Source organism: Bdellovibrio sp. 22V (assembly GCF_030169785.1).
Lineage (GTDB): Bacteria > Bdellovibrionota > Bdellovibrionia > Bdellovibrionales > Bdellovibrionaceae > Bdellovibrio.
This window is the reverse complement of sequence record NZ_CP125854.1, coordinates 1,812,349-1,836,809: the sequence shown is the minus strand read 5'-3', so window position 1 is coordinate 1,836,809 and position 24,461 is coordinate 1,812,349. Positions and strand designations below refer to the sequence as shown.

24 protein-coding genes and 1 tRNA gene are annotated in these 24,461 nt (G+C 47.0%); 18 read left to right on the top strand and 7 right to left on the bottom strand.

The features are described 5' to 3' along the window. Position 1 precedes the first annotated feature (1 nt). Genes QJS83_RS08810 through QJS83_RS08800 form a run of 3 tightly spaced genes read right to left on the bottom strand, consistent with a single transcriptional unit; the run spans position 2 to position 3,750 of the window. Positions 2 to 1,030 (bottom strand): arginine N-succinyltransferase, encoded by a 1,029-nt coding sequence (locus QJS83_RS08810; RefSeq protein ID WP_284604132.1) that lies wholly within the window; start codon positions 1,028 to 1,030, stop codon positions 2 to 4. Then, the gene (locus QJS83_RS08805; protein WP_284604131.1) at positions 1,027 to 2,373 is read right to left on the bottom strand and encodes a M20/M25/M40 family metallo-hydrolase; all 1,347 of its coding nucleotides are present in this window, start codon (positions 2,371 to 2,373) and stop codon (positions 1,027 to 1,029) included. The genes QJS83_RS08810 and QJS83_RS08805 overlap by 4 nt, the downstream gene beginning before the upstream one ends. Then, positions 2,374 to 3,750: an aminotransferase class III-fold pyridoxal phosphate-dependent enzyme gene (locus QJS83_RS08800; RefSeq protein WP_284604130.1), complete on the bottom strand. Its 1,377-nt coding sequence runs from the start codon at positions 3,748 to 3,750 to the stop codon at positions 2,374 to 2,376. 144 nt (positions 3,751 to 3,894) lie between these two features. On the opposite strand from QJS83_RS08800, the gene QJS83_RS08795 reads away from it, so the two are divergent. From QJS83_RS08795 to QJS83_RS08775, 5 genes are all read left to right on the top strand, one after another. Beyond that, entirely contained in the window at positions 3,895 to 4,686 is a 792-nt protein-coding gene (locus QJS83_RS08795) for a tetratricopeptide repeat protein (protein ID WP_284604129.1), read from the top strand. A 34-nt stretch (positions 4,687 to 4,720) separates the two neighbouring features. Further along, positions 4,721 to 5,461 carry an outer membrane protein assembly factor BamD gene (locus tag QJS83_RS08790; RefSeq protein ID WP_284604128.1) on the top strand — a complete coding sequence of 247 codons (741 nt, stop codon included), beginning with the start codon at positions 4,721 to 4,723 and terminating at the stop codon, positions 5,459 to 5,461. Continuing rightward, entirely contained in the window at positions 5,461 to 6,183 is a 723-nt protein-coding gene (locus QJS83_RS08785) for a tetratricopeptide repeat protein (protein WP_284604127.1), read from the top strand. The genes QJS83_RS08790 and QJS83_RS08785 overlap by 1 nt, the downstream gene beginning before the upstream one ends. Before the next feature lie 8 nt (positions 6,184 to 6,191). After that, positions 6,192 to 6,710, top strand: a complete 519-nt coding sequence (gene hpt, locus QJS83_RS08780) for a hypoxanthine phosphoribosyltransferase (RefSeq protein WP_284604126.1) — start codon at positions 6,192 to 6,194, stop codon at positions 6,708 to 6,710. A 318-nt stretch (positions 6,711 to 7,028) separates the two neighbouring features. Further along, positions 7,029 to 7,250 carry a Flp1 family type IVb pilin gene (locus QJS83_RS08775; protein WP_284604125.1) on the top strand — a complete coding sequence of 74 codons (222 nt, stop codon included), beginning with the start codon at positions 7,029 to 7,031 and terminating at the stop codon, positions 7,248 to 7,250. A gap of 29 nt (positions 7,251 to 7,279) precedes the next feature. On the opposite strand, the gene QJS83_RS08770 is transcribed toward QJS83_RS08775, so the two are convergent. Genes QJS83_RS08770 through QJS83_RS08760 form a run of 3 tightly spaced genes read right to left on the bottom strand, consistent with a single transcriptional unit; the run spans position 7,280 to position 10,031 of the window. Continuing rightward, positions 7,280 to 8,170: a hypothetical protein gene (locus QJS83_RS08770; RefSeq protein ID WP_284604124.1), complete on the bottom strand. Its 891-nt coding sequence runs from the start codon at positions 8,168 to 8,170 to the stop codon at positions 7,280 to 7,282. After that, complete coding sequence (locus QJS83_RS08765; RefSeq protein WP_284604123.1) at positions 8,170 to 9,039, bottom strand: DUF58 domain-containing protein; 870 nt, start codon at positions 9,037 to 9,039, stop codon at positions 8,170 to 8,172. Before QJS83_RS08765 ends, QJS83_RS08770 begins: the two co-directional genes overlap by 1 nt. Continuing rightward, positions 9,039 to 10,031, bottom strand: coding sequence for an AAA family ATPase (locus tag QJS83_RS08760; RefSeq protein ID WP_284604122.1), 993 nt, complete (start codon positions 10,029 to 10,031; stop codon positions 9,039 to 9,041). Before QJS83_RS08760 ends, QJS83_RS08765 begins: the two co-directional genes overlap by 1 nt. A gap of 129 nt (positions 10,032 to 10,160) precedes the next feature. On the opposite strand from QJS83_RS08760, the gene QJS83_RS08755 reads away from it, so the two are divergent. From QJS83_RS08755 to QJS83_RS08735, 5 genes are all read left to right on the top strand, one after another. Further along, the gene (locus tag QJS83_RS08755; RefSeq protein ID WP_284604121.1) at positions 10,161 to 10,973 is read left to right on the top strand and encodes a M56 family metallopeptidase; all 813 of its coding nucleotides are present in this window, start codon (positions 10,161 to 10,163) and stop codon (positions 10,971 to 10,973) included. Between the two features lie 58 nt (positions 10,974 to 11,031). Further along, positions 11,032 to 11,280, top strand: a complete 249-nt coding sequence (locus QJS83_RS08750; protein ID WP_284604120.1) for a DUF1844 domain-containing protein — start codon at positions 11,032 to 11,034, stop codon at positions 11,278 to 11,280. 22 nt (positions 11,281 to 11,302) lie between these two features. Continuing rightward, positions 11,303 to 12,733 carry a trypsin-like peptidase domain-containing protein gene (locus tag QJS83_RS08745; RefSeq protein WP_284604119.1) on the top strand — a complete coding sequence of 477 codons (1,431 nt, stop codon included), beginning with the start codon at positions 11,303 to 11,305 and terminating at the stop codon, positions 12,731 to 12,733. Between the two features lie 294 nt (positions 12,734 to 13,027). Beyond that, positions 13,028 to 13,351, top strand: a complete 324-nt coding sequence (spoVG, locus tag QJS83_RS08740) for a septation regulator SpoVG (protein ID WP_041872822.1) — start codon at positions 13,028 to 13,030, stop codon at positions 13,349 to 13,351. Positions 13,352 to 13,540: 189 nt separating this feature from the next. After that, positions 13,541 to 13,616, top strand: a tRNA-Gln gene (locus QJS83_RS08735). 139 nt (positions 13,617 to 13,755) lie between these two features. Here QJS83_RS08735 and QJS83_RS08730 read toward each other — a convergent pair. Then, positions 13,756 to 14,160 (bottom strand): hypothetical protein, encoded by a 405-nt coding sequence (locus QJS83_RS08730; protein WP_284604118.1) that lies wholly within the window; start codon positions 14,158 to 14,160, stop codon positions 13,756 to 13,758. Positions 14,161 to 14,302: 142 nt separating this feature from the next. Between QJS83_RS08730 and QJS83_RS08725 the strand changes: the two genes are divergently transcribed. The 8 genes from QJS83_RS08725 (at position 14,303) to QJS83_RS08690 (ending at position 24,461) form a co-directional block, all read left to right on the top strand. Next, positions 14,303 to 15,010 (top strand): hypothetical protein, encoded by a 708-nt coding sequence (locus QJS83_RS08725; RefSeq protein ID WP_284604117.1) that lies wholly within the window; start codon positions 14,303 to 14,305, stop codon positions 15,008 to 15,010. A 144-nt stretch (positions 15,011 to 15,154) separates the two neighbouring features. Beyond that, on the top strand, positions 15,155 to 15,628 hold the full coding sequence (locus QJS83_RS08720) for a hypothetical protein (RefSeq protein WP_284604116.1): 474 nt from the start codon (positions 15,155 to 15,157) through the stop codon (positions 15,626 to 15,628). Positions 15,629 to 15,725: 97 nt separating this feature from the next. Next, positions 15,726 to 16,586 (top strand): hypothetical protein, encoded by an 861-nt coding sequence (locus tag QJS83_RS08715; protein ID WP_284604115.1) that lies wholly within the window; start codon positions 15,726 to 15,728, stop codon positions 16,584 to 16,586. Between the two features lie 155 nt (positions 16,587 to 16,741). Further along, on the top strand, positions 16,742 to 17,407 hold the full coding sequence (locus QJS83_RS08710) for a hypothetical protein (protein WP_284604114.1): 666 nt from the start codon (positions 16,742 to 16,744) through the stop codon (positions 17,405 to 17,407). A gap of 32 nt (positions 17,408 to 17,439) precedes the next feature. Beyond that, positions 17,440 to 18,354 (top strand): substrate-binding periplasmic protein, encoded by a 915-nt coding sequence (locus QJS83_RS08705; RefSeq protein ID WP_350158685.1) that lies wholly within the window; start codon positions 17,440 to 17,442, stop codon positions 18,352 to 18,354. A gap of 185 nt (positions 18,355 to 18,539) precedes the next feature. After that, positions 18,540 to 21,746 (top strand): Kelch repeat-containing protein, encoded by a 3,207-nt coding sequence (locus QJS83_RS08700; protein ID WP_284604112.1) that lies wholly within the window; start codon positions 18,540 to 18,542, stop codon positions 21,744 to 21,746. A 142-nt stretch (positions 21,747 to 21,888) separates the two neighbouring features. After that, positions 21,889 to 23,097, top strand: coding sequence for a hypothetical protein (locus QJS83_RS08695; RefSeq protein WP_284604111.1), 1,209 nt, complete (start codon positions 21,889 to 21,891; stop codon positions 23,095 to 23,097). A gap of 230 nt (positions 23,098 to 23,327) precedes the next feature. Next, the gene (locus tag QJS83_RS08690; protein ID WP_284604110.1) at positions 23,328 to 24,461 is read left to right on the top strand and encodes a hypothetical protein; all 1,134 of its coding nucleotides are present in this window, start codon (positions 23,328 to 23,330) and stop codon (positions 24,459 to 24,461) included.

Here is a 24,461-nt window from a genome sequence, read left to right as displayed (position 1 = left end):
CTTACTTCCCTCTGTTGTAATTAAATGGAGATAAATAAACTTCTTCGCCGGTTTCCACGCCCAAAAGCTGTCGAACTTTTGCCGGAATCGCCACCTCAGTGCCGCGAATATCCGCTGCACCCAAGGACACTTTAAATTCTTCGCCAGTTGTTGCGATAAGAAACTGCTCTTTGAAAGAGGCTTCTTTTGTCTCGACAACTTTCAAGCGTTTTCCGTATTTAATTGGCAGGATGTCTTCGACATTGGCGCCGTAATGAGGTCCGCCATCGAAAGGATCTACTTCATCTAAATAAGAAAAACCAATGCTCTCTAAAAGATGTTGCGCCGGCTTCGTCGCCTCACCAACCCGGCCCAGAACCAAGCGCGCCTTTGAATCCAACAAGCACAAATAAATATCATCCTGCGGGAAAAGGCTTTCGATAAATTCTTTGTGCGATTGACTGAGCAAATCCGCTTCCTGATAAGGCAATCCTGTAAAGCGGCGGCCCAAGGCCTCCCAGAATTCCGAGCGGCCCTCATCGGTCAATGGCGGAGTCAGCTCACACAGCACGCGGTTTTCAAACTTCTCTGGGTACAAACCCATGTAAAGAAAACGCGACAAGCTGATTTGTTTTCCCAATTTTTCCGGACGCCGACGATATGATTTATCAACCAAAAGACCGCCGATCTCTGTCGGTCCGTCGAAATCCAACTGGAAACGCAAAACTTGATGAATAAAACCGATTCCCAGATCTTCAGAGAAATGATCGCGCTTGAAGATTTTAAAAAAGCTGTGAGGAACTTCTTCGTTGCCGTGCTTAGCCAGCACCAAGGAACTTCCTACAACCATTTTTTCTTCGATATCTTCAACAACGAATAAATACTCTGCTTTGTCTTTAGGTAGTTTTCCGGCGAACGAAGCTTCGCTGCGTTCGATTTTCTCGCCGATGACTTTTTTATCGCCTGGCAAATTCAAAAGATTGAATTGCTTGGCGAGATCCACCAACTGACCTAAATCATCGTATTGAACTGAGCGTACTATAAAACTCATAAGCAAAACCTTTCGATGATTCTTTTGTAAAACTCAATGGCTTTTTCTAAATCCGCCAAAGACACATGCTCTTGCGGAGTGTGTACATTTCCTTCCCTTTTTCCGGGACCGAAACACACACATTCAACTCCGATGCGAGAAAAAATACTCGCCTCGTTCGTGGAAGCTTGCGTGATAGGCTTGTCATTCAGGCCCATCGAACGCAATTCATCCAAACAACCTTTCACCAGGATCGAATTCATTTCCGTGCGGAAAGGTTTTTTGTAATCGTTCACGCGGAAACTTGCGCCGTTTTCTTCGCACACCTGGCGCAGACGATCCATCCAGCCTTCATAAATCTCGTGCGTAATAACCGGAGGAATACGGCATGTTCCCGAAATTTGAATGTCATCTTCATTCGTTCTTACCAAACCAATATTCAAAGTCGGAGTGCTGGGATAGAAGTCGTTGTCTTTGAAATCCAAAAAATCCAACTCCAACGCTTTCACCGCGCGATAAATATTAGCGATCTTCTTAGAAATCGGATTGTCGATCATCGACACCATATCAATTTCTAAAAAGGCGTTGCTCGGCACGGTGTTAAAATTAATACCGCCATCCATCTCCATGATATTCACCGTATCCGGCAACATCATCAAATACTCGAGCATCTTAATAACGGCGCTCTCCCCTAAATGCGGAGTGGATGAATGAGCCGCTTTTCCGCGGAAGAGTTTTGATTGCGTGGACGTACTCTCGCGCAGATTGTGTTCTTGTCGATACAGCATTTCTTCATCCGAGAAAGGCACGCGAATCTCAACGCTCGCGAACCCTTTTGCCGCATTGATCACTTGTAAATCCGAAGGCTCACCAATCAGAGCCATCTTCGCCGATACTTTGTTTTTACGAATCAGCTTCAAAGCTCCTTGCATTCCCGATTCTTCGCCGAAAGTTCCGACAAGAACCGGCGGCAATCGCCAATCACGTCCGTCGCCAAAAGAAGACAAAGCTTCGAGCTTGCAAAGAAAATCCAACTTTACGTCCGCGGCACCCAGGCCATAAATCTTTCCGTCGATGATATGCGCATCAAACGGATTCGATCCCGTTTCCGTCCAAAGAGAAAACGGACCGGGGTCCACGGTGTCGAGGTGCGTTTGCAAAAGCAACTCTGCGGTCGGTCTTGCGTCGGTAGGTCGCGCGATGATGTTTGCTTGCGCAAGATCACCGACGATTTCTTCCTGTTCCTCTACATAAAGACCTTTTTGACGGCAAAAGGCCGCCACCCACTTTGCAATCTCGCGATTACCGTTCGTGGGTGTGCTATCAATCGCTATTAATTGGCGGCAGGCCTCGACAAAATCCAACTAAACCCCTTCGAGCAAAGTCTTTTCAATCGCTTTCAAAGCGATGTCGATGTCAGCGTCTTGAATAATCGCCGGCACCAAGAAGCGTGCGCGCACAGGATCTTTACCGCAAGGGAATGCAATCACGCCGTTATGGAAAAGTTTATTCAAGAACGCATTCACGCTCTCTTTTTTGCCATCAAGCGGAGTGAAAGCAATCATTAAGCCCATACCACCCGCGTCTTGTGCGATACCTTTGCAAGTTGTTTCATTCAAACGGTTGATGCCGTCGATGAAACGTCTATGGATTTGCATGATGCGACCGTTGGCGCCCAAGTAACCTTCGGACAACATGTCGAGCATTTCCATACCCGCCGTCAAAGAAGGTGTCGAACCCGAGAAAGTTCCCGCAATCAAACCTGGTTTTGGATTGTATTCTTCCGTGTAAAGAGTTGCGCCCACTTGAGCTGTCTTCGCGATCGTGCAGATGTCGACGTATTGACCGATATCCAAGGTCTCAAACGCGAAGTATTCGCCTGTGCGAGTGAAGGTTTGCACTTCATCCGCCCACACCGCGATGTTTTTAGATTTACAGAACTCGAGAAGAGGAACAAAGAACTCGCGCGGAGCGGCTTGATAACCGCCTTCACCCAACATCGGCTCAAAACCGAAGACGGAAATATTGCCTTCGTGTTTTGCGACGTGCTCTTTCATCACCGTCAAAGCTTTTTCGCCAGAACGAGGATCACGTTTGTCAAAGAAAGGAACGCGCAAAACTTCGTGATATTCTGGCAGACCTTGTTTGTAAGCCGGATTGTCAGTCACTTCCGCCATCATCGTTGAACGACCCGCAAAAGCGTCTTTGAAACCCATCACAAATCTTGCAGGAGAATTTTTTTGACGAGAAAGTTTCAAAGCATTTTCATTCGCCATTGTTCCGCACGTCGCGATCCACGCGTATTTCATACGGCTCTTCTTGCTTGCAAGTTTGACGATTTTTTCTGTGAACAAACGATATTCGTTATTTGGCTGAAGATTTCCTTGAGTCAAAATATCAGCAAGAGATCCGCGCACAGCAGCTGCAATCACACGTGGGTGAGAGTGACCCATCAAATGAATACCGATACCGTTGATCAAATCCAATTTAATAGAACCGTCTTCAAGTTCTACGTAAGGTCCGCGACCTGCGCCCGTGCCCATGTAAGGATAGTGAAGAGGACGGCCACGAAACTGACCCGCAAGATCGATTTTTTGTTTGCCAGCGTCTTTGAACTCATCAAGAGGCGCGCGAATTCCAGAGATTTGCGAGTTGATGTTCGTCACTTCTCCAACCAGAGATTCGACGAGCGATTTAATTTTTTCGGATTGCTGTATTTGATGACCTACAAGAGAACCCATAATACCTTTCGCGGGTCCCTCATACGTCTGATTTCCATGGACCCATTGTTATATGAAATGCCCGTCTAGTTTACTCCTGGGCCCCGACTAAGACAAGACACGTGGTAGACACGGAAAGACTTTTATCTGTAAACTTAAGTGGCTATGTCGAAGCTAAAATTACTCTGTGTGTTCTTTATGTCTCTTCTTTTGCCCACTCTGCTTGTGGCGCAAACGCAAACTTCTTCCCCTGCGGATTTATTTGCCAAAGGAACGCAACTCTACCTTGCAAAAGACTACGAAAAAGCGCGCGATCTTTTCACGCAATCCCTGGACAAAGATCCACATAACGCGACGACATTGACGAACCTCGCCCTGACGCAATTTCAGTTGGGAAAACATGCGGTTGCAATTGGCCTTCTGCGCAAGGCTCTCACTTCGGACCCTGAAAATTCAACGGCGCAAAGTGCTTTGAAATTTGTTTTGTCGCAAGCGCCCGTTAAAGAAGTGCCCCACCAGATTCAAACTTATGAATCCGTTCGCACCAAGCTCATTCAACCTGTTCCTTTGGCCGCTTACTTTGTTCTTTCCGCGCTCTGTCTTTTTGCGGCGGGTTGGATTTTGATCTCTTATGGTGGGCGTCGAAAACAGGCTTTGGAACAAGAAAAATCACTCCCTGGATTTCCCGTTATCGGCGCGGTTTTGAGTGTCGCATTTGTGATATTTACAGGGCTTTTGGCTCTGAAACTCTATGATTCCACGATTTTACGAGGAACTATCACGGAAGAAAAAGTCTCTTTGCAAACAGCTCCTGGGGACAATCAAGTGTCTATTCTTGATCTTTATGCCGGAATGGAAGTGATTGCGCATGAAACTCAGGGCGAATGGGTGCAAGTTACCTATCCAGGATCACTCACGGGATGGATTAAAAAATCCGCTCTGTTGATGACGCGTTGACAGCAGGTCCTGGACCTTAATATGATTTGTTTCTATGCTAAAAACGCTCCGAGTCATAACTATCGTCGCGGCCCTAGGTCTTTTGGTCTCTGGCTGTTCCTCAATCGAAAAAAACGCCAACACTCCTGAGGGCGCTTTCGCTATCGCTGAAGAGTACGATCAAGGTGAGCGTTACGAAGAAGCGATTCGTCGTTATACCGAAGTAAAAAATAAATTCCCGTACAGCAACTTCGCGACAAAAGCGGAATTGGCGATCGCCGATGTTTATTTCAAGCAAGAGTCCTACGCAGAGGCGCAAGTCTCTTATCAAATGTTCAAAGAGTTGCATCCGACAGTGCCTAACGCCGATTACGTCCAATTTCGCATCGGCATGAGTTACTACAACCAGTTGCCTTCGACGATTGATAGAGATTTATCTCTTGCGAACGACACAATCCTCAATCTTACTGAACTTATTAAGAAATATCCGAACTCTCAGTATGCAGCGGAAGCCAAAGAAAAGCGCAGTGCCGCGATCAAAATGCTGGCAGAGAAAGAAGAATACATCGCAGATTTCTATTTTAAGCGTAAGATTTTTGAAAGCGCTTTGAACCGCTATGAAGGCCTGTACTCCAACTATCGCGGTTTGGGTTTTGACGCGAAAGCCTTGTCTCGTGCAGCGATTTGCGCACAGAAAATCGGCGACTCTTCAAAAGCAAAAAAATACCAAGAACTTTTGGCTCGTGACTTCCCTGGAAGTAAAGAACTTCGCGATGCTGAGAAGGAGATCGAATAATGAACGCTCTTCATGACGATATGCTTTCCGAGGCCCGCGGTTATTTCATCAACGGCAATTATAAAATGGCCGAGCCGATTTTGAATCAAATGCTTTTGCAGAACACGCGCAATCCTGAAGTTTATCAGATGCTCGCGACGATCTTTTACGACAAAGGTCAGTTCAGCAAAGCGATTAAAACGTTCAAACGCGCTCTTGAAATTGATCCCACTTACACGGATGCCAGCGTCGGTCTTTCGATTATTTTGAACGACCTTGGAAAATACGATGAGGGCAAACAAGTTTTTCTCGATGCGCAAGTACAGCTCGAGAAAAAATCTGGCAAACAAGATCCTTTCGTCGATGAAAAACTTGCTTCTAAGCATGAAGAGCTTGCGGACTTGTATTACCAATACAAACGCTACAACGAAGCTTTAGAGCAACTTCTTAAAGCACAAAAACTTTCAAGCCGCAAAGCCGAGGTGACTCTGCGAATTGCAGAGGTTTATGTGCAATTGGGTCAAACTGAGCGCGCAATTAAAGATCTGAAAGCTTTGATTCGTGAGTACCCGCACCTTATCCCAGCTCGCCTAAAGCTTGGGGCTATCTATTACAACTCAAACAATATTGCCGAGGCCACAGAACAATGGGAGAATATTCTCATTCGGGATCCACAACATCCCGAGGCTTTGCGCTATTTGAAAATGGCTCAAGCAGCTGGCATTACTTCCATCGATTTGTAGAGGCAAAAATGGCACAACTTAAAGAACAAATGGTTCCCTTCCTTACGAGCGACGAAATCGCTGAACTTGTCGAGTCACTAGCGATGCAAATCGAAAGCGATTATGAAGGAAAGGATGTTGTCTTTATTTGCCCTCTTCGCGGTTCCGTTCATTTCACCGCGGATCTTATGCGCAAAGTAGATCTTCCTCAGCAAGTGGACTTTGTTCACGTGCAAGCGGTTGAAAAAGGCGGCGCGATCAAGATCGTGAAAGACATCTCTGTAAACATCGCCGGCAAACACGTTTTGATCGTTGAAGAAATCATCGATACAGGCCGCACATTGAGCTTCTTGAGAAGCCGTTTATTTGCGTCAGCACCGGCTTCATTGAAAATCGTAACTTTGTTGGATAAACCGGCTCGCCGTGAATTGCCAATCAAAGCGGATTATATCGGCAAGACGATCGACGATCGCTATGTAGTTGGATACGGCATGGACTCCGAAGAAATCGGAAGAAACTATCCAGATATCTATACGTTGAAGAACTAAGAAACGACGACGTTCACGACAAAAAGAATAACCACACAGAACGCATAGAGAAACACAAGTTGTTTTGGCATGCTGAGAACTCCCTCAGCCCCAATCTATGCACTCTTAGGACCTTCGTCAATCCTCACTTGACCAAGGTCTATCAAAAACTTCGCGTACAAACAGTTTGAAATCGTAAAACTCTTCGACAGGAAGAAGGTCTAAGGGGCCTCCCTTTCCATTTCTCAAAATGAGACACGTTCAAACTTCGGTTTCTGTAATCCGTCCCCTAAAGAGAATCCCAAAATTATCCGATATTGTGTCTAAGGGGGAACATCTATGAAGAAGTTCAAGAACTTTTCTAAGAAGCTATTGAAAAACAAATCCGGTCAAGGTGCGACTGAATACATCCTATTATTGGTTGTCGTCGTTGCATTGGTTTTGATGTTTAAAGATCAAATCAAAACGACTGTGAGCGGTAAGATCACCAAACTGCAGCGTCGGCGTTTTCTTTTTTCTATTCCAGAAAATCCACGCCAGCACCAAAACCAGAGGAACTAAAAACCAAAAAGCCCAAAGAGAATGATAAGTCATGACATTCTCTCCATCTTCTCAAGCAAGATCCGGCAGTGCTTCGTTAAATTCAGAACGTCTTGTTCTTTGACTTGGTCTTTATCTTGAAAGCCGCGGTGATACTCGTTAAGAAGCTTCCGCAGCTCATCGCCGTACTCGACATAAACGCTGTGATGATATTTCTTAATATCTTTCAAGATAAGTCGATCGCTCCACTCCATTGCCGGCAAACGATATTTGCGCGTCAGATACAGACGAAGCATCTTATTTGTTTCCTGCAAAACTTCCTGCACTTCTTCTTGTGCGGCCGGAACTCCAAAGAAAACTTTGTTCTGACGTTGCAATCGGCGCAGACTTTGATGGAATTGATTCAGAGGCGTCAATGCCGAGTCATGCTCTTTCAAGCGTTCCAGCATATTTCTTCTTTGTACGATTCGATAAATTTTAGAAACGCAGAGAAGAACAAACAACCCTATGACCCCAGCAAGTATCGCCCAATACAACATCGGGACACCGATCTCGGCGGGACCGATCGGTCCAAAAGGCTCTTGCTTCGTTGGCGGCTCCCCCGGATTCGGTGGCGGCAAAACGCTTTGCACTTGGTACTGCACTGGCCCCAAAGCGAGCGTCGTTGTCCCATCGCTAAGCTGCAAATCTGGATATTGAAAATTTCCCGCCTTATAAGCGGTGACTTTGAGATCCGCCGTCGTTGGCGAGCGGAATTCAAAACCCAGCAAATGAATTTGATATTTTTCTTCAGGCTTGAGGATAAAGTGCAATTTTTCCTGCGCGAGATCTTTCGGAAATTCACCGTCGCAAACCAACAAGAACTCACGACCCACCGTGAGTTGGTTGTCATTGAGCCCTTGAACAGAGGGCGTTTCTACTTTGCACTGCACAGCTGCCATTATTTTCTCTTCTTAAAAAAAGCCACCAGCGGATTTACGTAATCTTCGCTGGATCTTACGTCGATGCGCTCTACCTGAGAAAGGCGCAGCGAACGATCGCGTTGATCTTTTCGTTTCATCACCGCCTCTTCATATTGAGCGCGGAATGAGGGTGAAGATGTATCGACAGTGAGAATTTCTCCGGTCTCTGCATCTTGCACTTCGATCACGCCCATTTTCGGAAGAGAGTACTCCGCCGCATCGTTCACAACGCACGCAACGACATCATGCTTTCTTCCCAAAAGGCGTAAACTTTGATCAAAGTTTTCATCCATAAAATCACTGAACACAAAAACAGTCGCACGCTTCTTCAAAATCCCCTGCAAATAAGTAAAGGCTGAAGACAACTTAGTGCGATGGCTTTTGGGTTTATAATAAAACAAATCCCGAAGCAGACGATGCACGTGACCGCGGCCTTTTTTCGGAGGAACAAAATGTTCCACTTGATCGCTGAACAATAACAAACCCACTTGGTCATTATTTTTCACAGCCGAGAACGCCAAAAGAGCCGCCATGTGAGTCATGACTTCCCCTTTGAAATAAGGCCCGGTTCCGAAATCGCTGGAACCACTGACGTCGACGGCAAGAATCAACGTCAATTCACGTTCTTCTTCAAAAGTTTTGATATACGGTTTGCCGGTTCTAGCCGTCAGAGGCCATGAGATGCTGCGCACGTCATCGCCCGGAACATACTCGCGGAAGTCTGCGAAAGTCATACCCTGACCTTTAAAGGCCGTATGGTATTCACCGGCAAAGAGATTGTTCACAAGTTTTCTTGTGTTGATCTCTAAGAGTTTAACTTTCTTTAAGACCTCAGGAGGTAAACTCACTAGGGAACCTCAACCTGGCTAAGAATTTCTTTGATGATATCGTCGGTTTTAATGTTTTCCGCTTCGGCTTCGTAAGTGAGGATCAAACGATGTCTCATCACGTGATAAGCAATCGCCTTTACGTCCTCTGCCGTCACATAACCACGACCGCGAATAAACGCATGCGCTTTTGCTGCACGATACAGACTGATCGTCGCACGCGGTGAGCCGCCCACGTTGATCAAATTCGCGATACGGCTAAGACCGTACTCACCCGGCTTACGTGAAGCCATGATGATTTCAACGATGTAGTTTTTGATTTTGTTATCGACATAGATTTGGTCGGCACGTTGAGACGCGCGCAACAAATCCTCTTTCGAGATCACAGAGTTTACCACCGGCTTGTCGTTTGTTCCCATGCGGTTGAGGATCTCAAGTTCCTCACCTTTGCCTGGGTAAACCACATTGATCTTGAACATGAAACGGTCCATCTGCGCTTCTGGCAGTGGATAAGTTCCCTCTTGCTCCAGCGGGTTTTGCGTTGCAAGAACCAAGAATGGCGCTTCGAGTTTGTAAGAGACGTCGCCGATAGTCACTTGTTTTTCCGCCATCGCTTCAAGTAGAGCGGATTGAACTTTTGCCGGCGCACGATTGATCTCGTCAGCCAAAACGATGTTCGTGAAGATCGGTCCCTTACGGGGAGCGAACTCCCCTGATTTCGGATTGAAAATCATCGTCCCGATAAGATCCGTCGGCAAAAGATCGGGCGTGAATTGGATGCGTTGAAAATCCAAAGAAATGGATTTTGAAACCGTGGCAATCGTCAGCGTCTTCGCCAAGCCAGGCACACCTTCCAAAAGAATGTGTCCACCGGTGAGAAGGCCCATCATAATGCCCTCCACCATTTCTTTTTGCCCCACGACAACTTTGTTGATTTCAGCCATCATTTTTTCGATGAATTGGCTTTCTTGCTTAATGGCGGCATTCAGGGCCATGATATCGACTTCACTCACGCTGCATTCCTCCTAAGAGATTAACTTATTTATTTCACAGTTTTCCCTGAGACTTCGCAAGCTTAGAGTTTCTAGAACAGTGCTTCCTCTACCCTTGCCAAGGCCCGAATAAAATGGGACAAAAATATTATGATCAACAACAATACAAAAGTCTGGATATTCATTCTTGTTAGCTCCTTAGCCCTTCTTGTTTTGGGGTACCAGTTAGGCGAACGACTGGGGTTGCTGATCGGTTTTCTTTTCGCTCTCTTTCTTAACTTTTTCGTTTTCTTTTACGGCGAGAGCCGCGTGCTTGCAAAACTCAATGCGAAACGTGTGCGCGGTCAAGATGCCTGGGGCCTCATTGACAAAGTTGAAAAAATGGCCGCGCAACTGCGCATGCCGACGCCGGCGATTTATGTTACACCACACTCTTCCGCGAATGCGTTCTGCGTGGGTCACTCTTGGAAGCGCGGCTCCTTGGGTTTCACTGCGGGGCTTTTGCAGAAATTAGACGAGCGCGAACTCGAAGCGGTCGTTGCCCATCAAATCTGTCACATCCGCCGTCTTGATACTTTCGCCTTTAGCGTGAGCAGTACACTTGCGAATTCCGTCGTGGGCCTTGGCCAATTTTTGGATTCTTTCTTGCCTTACAAGTTGCAATTTTTTATGCCGCTTTTGTCTCCGATCGGCTGGCTGATCATCAAAGGCGTTGTTGTCGAGAAAACTTTTTTCGAAAACGACCTCATGGCGTCGGAGCTTCTTGAAAACCGCAACCGTCTTGGCGAAGTTTTGTGGCGCATGGAAGGCCTTGCGCAAACACATCCTCTGGAAGTTCCGCCTTGCACAAGTCACTTGTTCATGGTGAATCCAGAGGGTTTTGAACAAAAGAATTTATTTTTAAAATCTCACCCTCCTATCGAAGTGAGACTGCAAAAACTGATGGGATATTATCCGATCTAATTGCGGCGGCTTGACAGAAGGATTTTTCAACTCACGTTTTTAAATAACGAGGTCGTATATGAATGAAAACCTAGAAGCCTCTTTTTCAGTCCTAGTTATGTCTATCGCTTCCTCCGCCATTATGGCGATGGGGTTGGCGCCTCATCCCCAAACGGGAGAAACCAGCAAAGATAAGAATATGGCTCGGTTTAATATCGACCTTTTGCTGGTTTTACAAAAAAAGACTCAGGGAAATCTCAGTAGCGACGAAGCTAAATTTTTGGAAAACTTAATCAGTGATCTACAAATGAAATACGTGTCCGTATAGGGTTCTGTTAAAGGAGACTTGTATGAAGAAGCTGTTGGTAGTGATTCTTGCTATGACGATGATGGCGCCGTTGGCTCAGGCGCAGACGACTCTTCCTCTTCCGAAGGAAGCGCCGAAATTGAAACTCAACGATCCGCTTCCGGGAAATCTTTTTGTCGAATTGGCAAAGGCGATCAACCCTGCGGTTGTGAATATTTCTACAACGGCTCTCCCTAAAAACATGCCGGGCCGCCGCGATCCTATGCTCGACATGTTGGAACAGCTTTATGGTTTCCGCATGCAACAGCCGCAGCAGCAACGCCCGCAACAAATGGGTTTGGGCACAGGCTTTATCATTCGTGAAGACGGTTTGATTGTGACGAACAATCACGTGATCGCCGGTGCGGATGTGATCAACGTTCAGCTCAGTGAGAAATCCAAAGACGTTTATGAAGCGACTTTGATCGGCAGTGACGAAAGAACAGATATCGCTCTTATAAAAATCACTCCGAAAGAAAAATTGCCAGTCGCAGTTCTTGGAACTTCGAAAGATCTTGAAGTCGGAGAATGGGTTGCTGCCTTCGGGAATCCTTTCGGCCACGGTCACTCGATGACAAAAGGGATTGTTTCCTCTAAAGGCCGCGACATCACAGAGATCAATAAGATTCCTTTGATTCAAACAGATGCTTCCATCAACCCAGGGAACTCAGGCGGTCCTCTTGTGAATACAAAAGGTCAAGTTGTCGGCGTGAACTCGGCGATTGATGCGCGCGCGCAAGGCATTGGCTTTGCGATTCCTATCGACGAAGTGAAAGCGGTTATCGCGATTCTAGAAACGAAAGGCCGTATTGCTCGCGGTTACATTGGCGCTGCTCTTGGCGATCTTGATCCTGAAGCGGCTGAGTATCTTGGTCTTGGTGACGTTCGCGGTGCTGTTATCACAAATATGGATCCGCGCGGTCCGGCGATGAAAGCTGGAATGAAAATCTATGACATCATCACAGAGTTCAACGGCAAAACCATCAACAGCTCCTTGGATTTGATCGACGCTGTTGCTGACGCTCCGATCGGCAAATCGGCTAAGGCCAAAGTCATCCGCAATGGAAAGACAATCACCCTGAACGTCAGCGTTGCAGAGCGTGCGGAAGAAAAACGTCCAACGAGAGCTCTCGTAAAAACTTATCAAGGGCAAAAAGCTCCCTTTAACCTGGGCTTCTCAGTGACTGATCCCACTCCGGATTTGCGCAAAGAGTGGGGCCTCCCTGAAGATATGAAACAACCTGTGGTGATCGAAACAGAGCGCGCGTCTCTTGCAAGCCGCAATGGCCTGCGTGTCGGTGACGTCATTCTTGACGTTAACAAAGTGGCTGTCGAAAACACAAAAGACGTTCTCAAAAACCTCAAAAAGGGCCAAAACACTCTCCGCATCGCCCGCAACACCCGCATCCAAATCATCACCCTCCAAACCCCTTAAAAAAGGTGTCCGGTGATTTTTACGTCTACAAAGCGTCAAAGCCCGTCATTCCGACGGGCTTTTTATTTTAGCGAGCACCGCTTCATTACCTATCTGCGAGTAGGCATCTCCGAGTTTCGTGCTATATAAACAAGCAACTGTCGGCTCAATCTGAGACGATGAGGCGATTTAATACGGAAATTAAAAAATTCCTCGACCTAGGTCTTTAGTTTTTTAAGGCGTCGCCGAGAAGAAATACGGACCATAGTTTGGCTCCAAGGTGTGCAACAAGAACGGCAACAGGAAAGGGACTCTATGAAAGTCACCGAGGTCAAAGTATTCCCCGTCAATGAGGACCGGCTCAAAGCCTACGTCTCAATCACTCTCGACAATTGTTTCGTCGTTCGCGACTTGAAGGTGATTCAAGGCACTAGCGGCTTGTTTGTGGCAATGCCGAGTAAGAAACGGAAAGACGGTCAGTTCCGCGATATCGCGCATCCTCTAAACCAAGAGACGCGCACAATGATCGAGGATCTGATTTTTGAAGCATATGAAAAAGAATTGAAATCCATGGGCGAAACGCTAGTAAATCTCAAACGCCAAAAGGCGCCTAACAGCGACTACGGCGACGATTACTAGTCTGAAGTTCCCTGCTCACTCGCCGACTTGCCTTCTGGTGTGGAGAAGACAAGGGAGGCGGCTTCAACAAAAGTCCCATGGTCCTTTTAAGCCCGTCGCATCCCGACGGGCTTTTTTAGTTAGCCAACGCGTCATTTATTGCTTTTCGGCCCCAGAATCCGTAATTTAGCGGTTCGTAAGTCATCTTGTTGGGGTATCGACAAGTTGGTAAGTCAACAGATTTTGATTCTGTCATTCGCAGGTTCGAGTCCTGCTACCCCATCCATTTTTTCTAAAAAATCAAAGAACAACATAGAAACCAAAGTATCTGCTAAAGGCCGAACTACGTCTTTGGGGTAGCATGACTCGAAAAGCGGCAGGCCCGGATGGCCTGAGAAGACCGAGCCTTACTCCTTGTTACCCGATTACGATTTCTTTGATTCAAGAAGACGTATTTTTTCTCTTAATTCCTTCGACGCGATTTCTGTCTTCGTAAAAATACTTTTGTCAGGCCATATTAAAGAAGCTGCAATCGCTGCCTCTTTTAACTCTTCAATATTTTCGACAATGGAATATGCTTGCAGCCTCCATTTAGGTACTTGCACTGACCAAACAAGCCAACCAAGCACAAAGCCTCCTCCGAAGAAAAAGGCAAACCACAAGAACCCCTTTGTTCCTACAGATTCAACCAATCCGTAGTTGCTAAGAACAATAAATAATAGCCATGGGAAAAACGCCGCAAACATCGACGGATATGTGATTCGGCTTCGACCAAGAGCAATCGCCTTTTCCAATTTTTCGTTTTTATCTACTATTTTCGTTGAAGTCATAAAGTCGATCCGGCCTTCCTCATCTAATACTCGGTTCCTTTCTTGTTTAATTCAAGATCTTAAAGGTCTTTGCTCTTAACCAAAACCTAACTTTACATAACGAACCGATTTTCATTAAGTGGTCGCCCAAAGGAGACCTCTTATGAAAGTGTTTATTTCTTCTCTAATCCTGGCTCTCGCGGCTCAGGCGCAAGCTGCAACGGTTTATCAAGGAACCATTGATCTGCGAAATGCGTCCAATCACGCGCGCATCCCGACTGAAATCAATGCCGGTCTTTACTCTGTGGAGGTATCAGTTGAATCTTCGCCGGCTAAGAGTGAAGAAAATATCGCGCTCTCCAAGCAAGCTTTCTCAGACGACAACGAATACGTCTGCAACGTGACGGGGCAATTTAAAGTGGGCCAATTCACTTTGAAAGTAAGAAGCCTCACCACTCACTGGGAATCTGAAACAACAACAGATGTTTACGCCACTTTCGGTTCTTCGCAGTCTTTCCCTCGTGGTGAAAGCACGCAGAGCTGCCGAATCAACACAAAAGACTTTGAAGGAGTTGCCGCTTATAGCATTCACTTGCCTGACGTCACTCTTGAACTGCCTATCAAGGACGCCCGCTTCTCTTCGGTGAAACTCAGAATGAATCCGATCGCAGAGGCTTTTCTCGCGCAATATGAACTGTTAGCTGGGACGAAGGAAAACACGCTCCAAGTACTAGCTCCAGGTGCTCCTTTCGAATCTGCATTGCAATCTTCAGGCAACAAGAACATCAGCTATGAATTAGGTATTACAACAAAGCAAGGCTCTTACCTTTATTTCGGTTCTGAAAAAGCCCTTGCTCAGCGAGTAAAATAGTCCCGTAAGGTGCCAGGCCCTGTTTCTGGGAACGGCGCTTCCAGAAACAGGGCCTGGCACCTTTTCTTGTTCGCGTCTTTGCGTGCGAACACTGTTGGTGTGAGCCTTGCAACCGATGGGACTCCAATCAAAGGAGTTCATTTTATGAAGATGATAAATTTACTCAACGGTCTTCTTGTCCTTGGCTGTGTCATGGCCCTTCAACCCGGTTATGCAATGGAACCTCTCTCTGATAACGAGCTTGCGTCGGTGACTGGGAGAGAGGGCTTTAATAAGGAACGCCTTCTTCAGGACTTTGCCGACCTTCAAGCAAAGCTCGTTGCCGACGCTAACGACGGTGACGGAAGAATCAGCGCAGAAACATTTATTGGCCAAACGCAGCTCATTTTTGGCGCTATGGGTATTAGCTTAGACAATATCGTGGTCGATGGTGTTCAGTACAACGGCACCATGACATTGGATGCAAATGGCGTAAAAACCACAGTCGCTATTCCTTCTTATTTTAAGAGCATTCAAATCGGAGCCGTTCGTTTAGGCGGTGGCCCTTCGATCGGCATGGTTGAAATCGTTGGTTTGAATCTGCATAACGTTCATGTTCAAGTGTCATTTCATAAGTAACTTATCTGAGAAACGCCCACATCGGGCGTTTCTTTTTACCGACATACTGCGGGAATATTTCTTGCTTTAAAAAAGCTGATTTTTTCCTGGAGAACTTATGAGAATGCTTCTTCTTTTTATCCTCACCTTTTCTTTCCTCAATGGCGCCACAGCCGAAGCGAAAGAATTGAATATCCCCGCGCGCATTCGCACCATCAGTAAAGAAATCCGCAAAATCAGAGAACGCCAACAAAAGGAAGCCTATTACGCCAAATGGTATCGCGAGCAAGAAGCCGTCTTAGCTCAGCAAAGAGAAAAGCCATGGCAGATATTTCCATCGCTCCAAGAATGGCGTCATCGACAAACCGCTCGCGGTTTTGACGAGTTGATCACGCAAGAAAATCAGACCGTTGAAATCTATAAAAACAGTATTTACCTCTATGCCTTAGCTCACGTTATCACCTATGACAAAGAGGCACGAAAAAATCTTTTAGTTGCGAAAAACCTGGTTCCCTACATCGAAGAAGGTCGTCGCGCCCTCCAATCCTTGGAAGATAGCAGAAGCGCTATTGATAGCGCTCAGGCAGCAGAAACGATGAGTTTCGTCAGCAACGCCATCGTAAGAAGAAGCGGCACCGTGTACAGCGCCATGGGCACGAAAGCCTCCCGCGACGCTTTCGCAAAAACACAAGAGAGCTTCAAACTTGCTTCGGCTTTTTATGAGAAACTTCATCAAGGAGCACAACAGGGTCGACAGTCTGTCGAACCCCTCAATAAAAGTCCTGCGTATAATCCTGCGGCGAAAGCTTACAACTCGGTCCTCACACTGAAGAGTCTTGCCGAGATTGACGAGCATATCACCACTGTCTCCACGCACATCGACCTCGTCGTGACAACTCTGGTGGAAAGCGTTCACATGCTGGAAAAAAAGAATGATCGCATCGCCATAGATTTTGCGAATAGTATTTTGTCTGAGTAGAGATACTTTCCGCATTTGATCGAGCGGACTGGCAAATTGATGCGAACAGCAAACACATTTTTGAGAGGTCGCATCGCAAAACTGTCTCAGACTGAGAATAAGTCTTTAGTAGCCCTACGGACAACCGATCAGCTTGGTGTCAACAGGGAGCGTTCATGAAGTTGATTATCAGGGGCACACTCGCCATCGGCCTTGCGATGCTACTTTCTTCTTGTTCTTTGGAATTGGACCTTAAAGCAAGCAGATCCGACTTAGCTTCAACTCCTGACACTCCAGCGACGCCTCCGCCTTCAGGTGCTTGGACACTTTCTGACGTTTACGGCGCCTGGCAAACCGATTGTTTTTTAATGGGCGGCACTTTCAGTCGAGTGTTTTACAATATTACCGCGAACGACATTTCAGGATTGCAGTGCGCTTACTCCTCTCTTCAAGATTGTCAAGATCGAGTAAGCCCCACTCCCGCACCCTCGGGACCTATTGCCTTAACCTGGTACTCGCAAGAACTCAAAGCAGAGAGCGAAAGTCTTAACAATAGCATCAGTGCCTACGAAGGGTATTTTTTCGGTGCTGATGATCCCGGCGGAGCCTTCACACCTTTTTGGGGAAGTCCTACTTCCAAAAATACGATGTTCGGCCTTGTGCCTGACTCAAGCACGAATCTTTGGGTGATTCTAGATAACGGTGTTATTGACTACGCCGCTTTAAAAACCGGCTATCAAACCGCTTTGCAAATTGATTTCAACCAAGTGTCTTCTACGAATCCAACAACTCATATTTATCTTCAACGACACACAAGTTTTCCTGCGGACTGCTCGCAATAAGAACTAACCGTCCTCGTTGTGGCATTACACACTTGGATGCGTTCGCTGAGTTAAGGCGAACCAAAGATTCATCAAAAGACTTGCCGATCGAGCAAAAAAAAACTCAAAATCTAAGTCAAATACCTCGTCTGGAGAAAGTATTGAGAGCATTCCTTCTTTGTTGTTTATTTTTATCAAATACAATCCCGGCTCTATCCTTTGCAGAGACGATAAAAATTCTTTCCGAAGATGATTTCCCGCCTTACAGCTATATGGAAAAGGGCACTCTAAAGGGGTTGTCTGTCGACATCATACGTGCCGCATTCAAAGAACAAAACATTGATGTCACTTTTGAAGGCGTTCCTTACTCGCGCTGTTTGACAAAAACGCAGAATGCTTCGGAACTGGCGTGTTTCAATTCCACTTATGACGAGAAGATGACCAACGTGCTGATATTTCCGAAATCTCCGCTTGTCGTGATCAGCGCTGTGGCCATCACTCATCGAGATAACACGTTAGGACCGAAGGTGCGCCAAATTTCCGACTTGCATGGACAGAAAGTTGTTCTAACAACGGGTTACTCTTACGGTCCCTTTGATTACGACACAAAAATTGACAAGCACTTTGCCAACTCAGATGCCAATGTTTTGAAGATCGTTGCCAATAAAAGAGCGACTTACGGAGTTATCAATATTTTGGCGTACTACTATCACGCAAAACAGACGGATCCCAAAACTCGAGATGCATTGAAAATTTCTGGTCCCATCGGCTCCGGCGGGTTGTACGTAATGTTCAGCAAAAAACATCGTCAGGGCGCGAAGTACGCGCAAGAATTTGACGAGGGAATGAAGAAGATGCTGACTTCGGGCAAGTACGAAAAGATCCTCGATCAGTGGGGCGATCTCCTCGGCATGTCTCCCGCAGAACTCAACGAAATTTCAGCGAAAAACAAAGATCCACTTCGCTAAACTGTTCCAGCAAAGGCGCCGGAAGCATTTTTCCGTCTCTTTTTGAGACTTATCAAGTACTGAACAAAAAATATTTCTGAAGCGCTTTGTATTGCTAAAAGACTGTCGCAAATTTCCCGATAAGTTATCTAATCAATATGAGGAACGTAATCGGTTCAGTCCTTTGGACTATATTATTTATTACTATGCCGTTGCTGAACGGCTGTACTTTGGAAGTGGCCATAGATGCTTCCGAGGAAATCACCGACCTTCCAAGCCTTGATAACACCCTCAACTCTTCAAAGCTCCTCAGAGTTCAATATCCGCAAATCGCTCGCGTTCTGAATACCTCGACGACTCTTCCAAACGGAAAAATTCTTGTGGCGGGCGGAGCCCTCAATAGGAGTACCACACCAACCAACCTCGCTCTTTCCAGTGCGGAAATTTATGATCCAGAGACAGGTGTTTGGTCGCAAGCAGCGTCTCTTCCCCAAGAACGACTTAGTCACACGGCGACCTTGCTTCAGAATGGAAAAGTTTTGTTCATCGGCGGAGCCATTAACAATGTCATCACCACTGCGTGCCTTGCTACCGCGTCTCTTTATGACCCAAGTACCGACACGTGGAGTTCGGCTGCTTCTTTGACAACGGGCCGTTGTTTTCACACAGCCACACTTCTTCCGGATGGACGTGTGATGGTCGCTGGCGGCAGAACGGAGAATTCTATATCTCTCGTAACGGCAAATTATATCAGCAGTGTTGAAATCTATAATCCTACAACCAACACGTGGGCCTCCGCTGCGAGCATGACAGCACAACGAGCAAACCATAGCGCAATCGTACTTAAGAGCGGTAAGGTCTTCATCGTAGGCGGGAGAAACACTTCAACGCTTGTAACGACAGCCCTTTATACTCCGTCCTCGAATACATGGGCTGCAGGTCCTTCACTGACAAAATCCAGAAAAGATCACACGACCACTCTGCTCCCTGATGGTAAAGTCGTTATCATTGGTGGAATGGACAATCTGACGTTACTTGCAGATACCACTGTGTACGATCCCACGGCTGGAGCCGTCGGTTCGTTTTCAAATGGTCCCGCCATGCCAGCTGTCCGTAAACTTCATACGGCGACTCTGGTTGGCAACAGGGTTTTTGTTGTCGGTGGTGGTTCCGACACAAGTACTTATCAAGACACGATGATTTACGATCCCGCTGCAAATCAGTGGGAAACCTTCGCGAGTCTTAAAAGCAGCACTCGTTATCTGCATACGGCGAACATCGCAGGCAAATATTTGGTTATTCTTGGCGGACTTCCAGGAACGAACTACAACTCTCCTGTGACGACGCCGGAAAAACTGGATATATCGGGGTTCCTCTGGAAATCCGAAGCCAGCTTGTCCATCGCACGTTTTATTCCTACTGCGGCCCTTTTAAAAAATGGCAAAGTGCTGGTGGCTGGCGGTGTTTATACATCACCAAGCTTGGGTTATCCCGTAACGACTGAAATCTTTGATCCTGTGACCAACACGTGGAGTACAGGCGCGGACTCTACGGCCCCACGAGCCCGTGCCACCGCCACTGTTTTACAGAACGGAAAAGTGCTTGTCGTTGGCGGTCAGGACTCGGCGAATATTTTAAATACGACAGACATCTATGATCCCGATTCAAACACGTGGACTGCAGGGCCTTTGTTAACTAAGGCTCGCTCCGGGCACACGGCAACTCTCTTACCGAATGGAAAAGTTCTTGTCTTAGGTGGAACTGGAGACTTCGGCGGCAGCATACGGCCCGCTGAAGTTGAGATCTATGATCCAGACACCAACACGTGGAGCCTTGGCGCCAACATGCCAACACCTTGTTATTATCCTTCAGCAACACTCGTCCCGGGAGGGGCCGGAGGAAAAGTCGTCGTCATCGGCGGCCAAACCGCCACCTATCTTACAGCGGCACAAATTTATGACGTTGCTACAAACACGTGGACCATTGGCGCTTCAATGACTACAGGCCGAGTCGCCCACGCCGCGGTTCGCATGGGCGGAAAAATTTTCGTCGCTGCCGGATATAACTCAAGCAGCGCTTTAAGCTCCGTCGAGATTTATGATGTCGCAACGGATACGTGGCAGCCGGGCCCCGCAATGACGACGGCGCGCAACTCTGCCGGAGCAGCCACTTTGCCCGACGGAAAAATCATCGTGTTTGGCGGACAGGCTACAACGGCTAACGTTTACGCCACATCTGAAATCTATAATCCTGTCACTAACACTTGGAGTACTGACACCCGACTTTTAAACAACGCTCGCGGCCTGCCTTCTGTTGTTACGCTGGAAGATCAACGCATCCTGATCATCGGCGGTGCCGATCCCTACAATGCCATGACGAGTGTGGAGTCGTACCGTGCAGGCGTTGCCGCTGCGGAAGAATGGCAAGTGCCTCCACTTTTACCCGGAAGAGGCGCGCATATCGCGACTCTTCTTAAAGACGGCAGAATTTTAGTTACTGGCGGAAATGAGGGCACAAAAATTATTGGCAGCACCGCGATTTACAACCCTGCGACAAATCAGTGGCAGAAAGGTCCCGATCTTTCAACCCCACGACAAAATCATACCGCGACACTTTTAGCTTCCGGAAAAGTATTTATCGCTGGTGGCTCAGGTGCCGGAGGTGGTTTAGGTTATAATCAGACCGCCGATATCTTCGATCCAAGCACAAATACGATCACCACGATGCCATTGCTTATGGAGCGTGCTGCTCATAGTGCAATCGCATTGCCCAATGGAAAAGTTCTGCTTTCTGGTGGGATCAATACGACAGATATTACGACGAAAAATGAAATTTGCGATCCCGTTACGGGAACGTGCACAGCTTCGGCGGACCGACCTAACGGGCTTTATGACGCTGTCATACCGTTGAATTCCGATAAATATTTATTCATCGGCGCTTACGGAAACGTGACGTATCAGCCTTCGACCGACACTTGGACTGCAGTCGTCTCCATGACAGCTCAACGCGCTTACCATGCGGCGATACGCCTACTCTCTGGCAAAGTTATGGTGATCGGAGGAGTCAACGTTTTGGATGGTCAAACTCTTGCCAGCACAGAAATTTATGATCCAGACACCAACACCTGGACCGCGGGACCCCCTCTTGATACGCCCATTCAATATGTAATCGCGAATCTTCTGCCCTCTGGGGAGATTGTCGTTACGGGAGGTACGAGAAGCGACACTAGCAGCGACGCTAATGTACGAGTTTATAATCCAGAGACAAATCAATGGGCGTTGGCAACACCGTTAAAAGAAGCACGTGCGCTTCATACGGCGACGCTTTTATCTAATGGCCATCTCATGGTCTATGGCGGTGACAATTCAACCTTTGGTGTTCTCCCTTTCTGGGAGCAAGTCTTCGATCCGTAGAATCATCTGTTCGATTTCTTTCATCGAATAACCGCATCACCTTTATTCCCTACAACCGCAGTGAATTTTTACAAACCTCGAAAGGCTTCTTTCCGAGTTTTCCTTATTTCTGTATATGCACTCGACAAACAGGAAATAGATTATGAACTTAAAAATGTTTTTGTCTGCGTTACTCGTGACAGGTGTCACGATCACGGAATCCAGTCACGCTTTTTTGGTGGCGAACGAGCCCGCACAATTGCAGGCCGGAATTCCAACCGATGTATTTGTCGCGGGAGAAGGCGGCGACCTTGGGGATCTTTTTATTAAAGCTGCGATCTTAGGAGCGAAAGTTTCCCGAGACCGTTTCCCGCAAAGACAAAGACTCATTATCAGCGCCGTAGACGATTCCGTTTATCACGAAAGCGCCTTTCTGACCGAAGCTGGATTGCATCTGCGCAAGGCTGATAAAGAAAAACTCAATAAAGAAAATCTTTTGGCTTTGTTAAACCGTTATCAAGTCTCTATCTCTTCTTTGCAATTCTTTGCTCACTCAAACCCTCGTGTCGGCATGCAGCTCGAGGGCTCTTCACGCCTTGCTCCCGAAGACGCAGAATTTACAAAGCTCAAGCAGTTCCTTGCTCCGAATGCCATAGCCGTTTTCCATTCCTGCAATTCTGCTTGGGTCATGGCCCCGGCTGCGGCAAAAATATGGAATCGCCCGGCGTTTGGAAGTTTCACCTCTGACGACTTTCAAGAAATGATGTCAGATGGGAAATGGTACTTTCACGACGAAGGATTTTTTCCTGAGAACCTTTCACGCATTGGTTCTACCACCAGTATCGTGCGTGAGCGAATCAAGTGCTCAAAGCTTGAATGTCTGCGCATGAAACCTTCCAATACGCTTTATCGTGGAGCCGTGGGGAAATTCGGAAGAGGCTTGGGTTTCTATAAAGTCTTTTCAACAAATACTGATAAAATTCCTGCGGCCCTCATTCACTACACTTTATTATTTCCGTCGGTCACACCCCTCTCAATGCAGTCCTCGCGAAAAGAGTTTCTTACGGTTGTTAAAGACTGGATGTGTCCTAACGATAAAAGCAGCCAGCGTCGCGAAGCCTGCTCGCGGGCCATTGACAGCGGAGCCTTTCAAACAAATCCCACGCTTAATTTTTTTAACGGTGAAGCGATTGCTTGCAACAACATCCGTTGTCAGACGGTTGTCAAATGCAGCAATCTCAAGTCCGCTTTCGGCCTGGCCTCGTGTAAAACTCAAACCCTGAGTGAATCCCCTTCTACGGTCTTCAGCGATCAAATGAAGATGATTATGAAGGGTCTCCAGATGCTGGAACAACGGCAGATGGTGCTGTAAGGGAGGGCGGAACTCTCCGCCGGTCCCGCTTCGCTAGTATCCTTATTGCAAAATCCCATAATGAATCCGTGATTTCTGAATGAATACCGAGCCATGTTCGATCGAACAGGCGTCTGTAACATCGGAAGTCACTTTGCAAAATACTTAGACACGTTTCGAGGATTCCCCCTCCGAAACAGTGGGAGCCGGCGATGCACAAAAGACCATTATGCCTTATTTTCATTTCAGCAATGTCATTGTTGTTCTCTCCCCTTTCAAGCTCGGGAAAAGCGTTGACTGAAAGAAGCGATATCCAGGTTTTGAGCTTTAAAGAAGTCGATTTCAACAGTGCGGGTAAAAGCGACGAAATCGTTTTTGATGTGCCGGCAAATATAAAAAGCTTTCTGGTGCAATACACGGCTGACAGTGATTATGCGGATATCGATTTTGAATCCCTGTCTGATCCCAACGGTCATTTTGTTATGGGAAAGCGAGTCCGTCAGTTTAACTACATCAACGAGTCTTTAAAAAATGAAGTCCCTTATCTGGAATGGGAAAATCCCTCTGCGCCCTCCTCAATTACCGGAATGGCGACGGCTTTGGTGGGCAATAACCTTGATACACGTCTGATCCCCGGCAAATGGCGGTTGAAATTCACGTGCTCGGCACCACACGACGAATGCAAAAAACTTAAAGGCTTGGTGCAAATTATCATTAAGAAAAATACGAACACGGGAAAAAAGGCAACCCTTCCTCTGCGCTTGTATTTCCCGGGCAAGAGCTTGTGGACTGCTTCTTCCGCGGCGAAGAACAAAGACTTTAAACTTTTCATGAAGGTGCTTAAAGATATTTTCGCCCTCGTCAACATCGAGGTGGAAGTCCTTTCAAGGGAAGATACGCCTGACACCGTATTTACGGATATGGCCGGTGGCTTACAACATATGTTGAAGCACTCTAAAAACGACGCGGTAAATATCTATTTTGCGAAAACAAATTTCGACTGGATCGGCCGAGGCACCGTTGCGGTGGCCTATCAATTGGCAGGCCCTTATTTAGCGCCCTACTCGACGGGTGTGATGATCCGAATGAAGACGATGATGACCCGAGCTGAGTTAAATCACCCGAATAAAATGGATTACACTGCCATGGACTCGGTCTTGTCCATCCCCGACTACGCGTTAACGACAGCTCATGAAATCGCGCACTACCTCGGCTTGTATCACGTCTGTGAAGCGCCGGCCTTCAATGTCCCTATGGGAGTGCGCGATCCGCTCAATAGCGCTTGTGACGTCAAGAACATGATGTACCCTAGCGTCGGTCACGCCAACTTTCATCTGACACCGGCACAAGCGGAAGTTCTCAAAAGACATCCACTTGTGTACTAA